This window comes from Psychrobacter sp. 1U2 (genome assembly GCF_051847575.1).
In genome coordinates, this window is the sequence record NZ_JBPYDC010000379.1 from 1 (window position 1) to 1,148 (window position 1,148).

The 1,148-nt window shown below is 41.2% G+C and carries 1 protein-coding gene and 1 pseudogene; both read right to left on the minus strand.

Features of this window, described 5'->3' with window-relative positions; genetic code table 11:
* A pseudogene (locus ACS8FD_RS15970) lies at nucleotides 1-653 on the minus strand (23S rRNA (adenine(2503)-C(2))-methyltransferase RlmN); the annotation flags it as partial.
* Nucleotides 654-1,019: 366 nt separating this feature from the next.
* On the minus strand, nucleotides 1,020-1,148 hold a 129-nt coding region (locus tag ACS8FD_RS15975), incomplete at its 5' end, for a nucleoside-diphosphate kinase (RefSeq protein WP_439276570.1).

Here is a 1,148-nt window from a genome sequence, read left to right on the forward strand (position 1 = left end):
ATCGAGCTGACCACTGGTTTATAATTCAATAATGGCTCACCCATGCCCATCATGACAACGTTGGTCACGTTGTTCTCCCATAAGCTATGATCGACGTTTTCTAAGCTGTCGTTTTCGTCTGCCATATAAGAAGCGTTGGCGACCCACAACTGCCCGATAATCTCAGCGACGCTCAAATCACGCTCAAAGCCTTGTTTACCTGTACTACAAAAACTACAGTCCAATGCACAGCCGACTTGTGAAGACACACACAACGTTTTACGGCCATTTGCTTTACTATCATCTGCTGGGATTAGCACCGTCTCAACCAATGAGCCCCCAGTGACCTCAAACACCCATTTACGGGTACCATCATCACTATATTGACGATGAATAACCTTTGGCGGGGTTACGCAGGCGTGCATAGACAACTTGTCGCGCAACGACTTACTTAGATTGGTCATCTGCTCAAAATCAGTCACCCCGTGCTGATAAATCCACTTAATCACTTGAGTGGCACGAAATGGTTTTTCACCGATGCTCTTAAAGTAATCAGCGAGCTGTGCTTGCGTCATACCTAATAGATTAGTTCTTGCCTGCGCTTCATCTACCAACTTAATGCTATTAGTAAGCTTAGTAGGCACGTGCTGAGTAGGAGCTTGAATAGTTGACATAATAAGTAACCTTTTGGCCTAAGCCATGAGCGTAGTAATACAATTAAATGCTACATTGAGCAATCCGCTATGAGCGCAAACTTTGTCAGTTATAAAATACAAATGATTATCTACAGCGACAATGTACTGATAAGGGATTGATAACGCTAATTAAATGATTGAAAATTAATAATGAGGGACATAATAATAAATTTCAACAAAAACAACCGATAAGCTTAAACATAGACTGGTTAATAATAGCATATTCAAAAAAATACAAAAAAGTTCAGTAATAGCGCAAACGGCTTATACCCAGTTGAGTATAAGCCGTCCTTACAATACTAATGATTAACGCTCAATATCATAAGCGGATATTAATAATAATTATTAGCGCGTACGTGTACGAACTTCATCATCGCTGAAGAAGTAGCTGATTTCACGTGCGGCTGACTCAGCTGAATCTGAACCATGAACCGCGTTTTCGTCAATGCTGCTAGCGAAGTCAGCACGGATAGT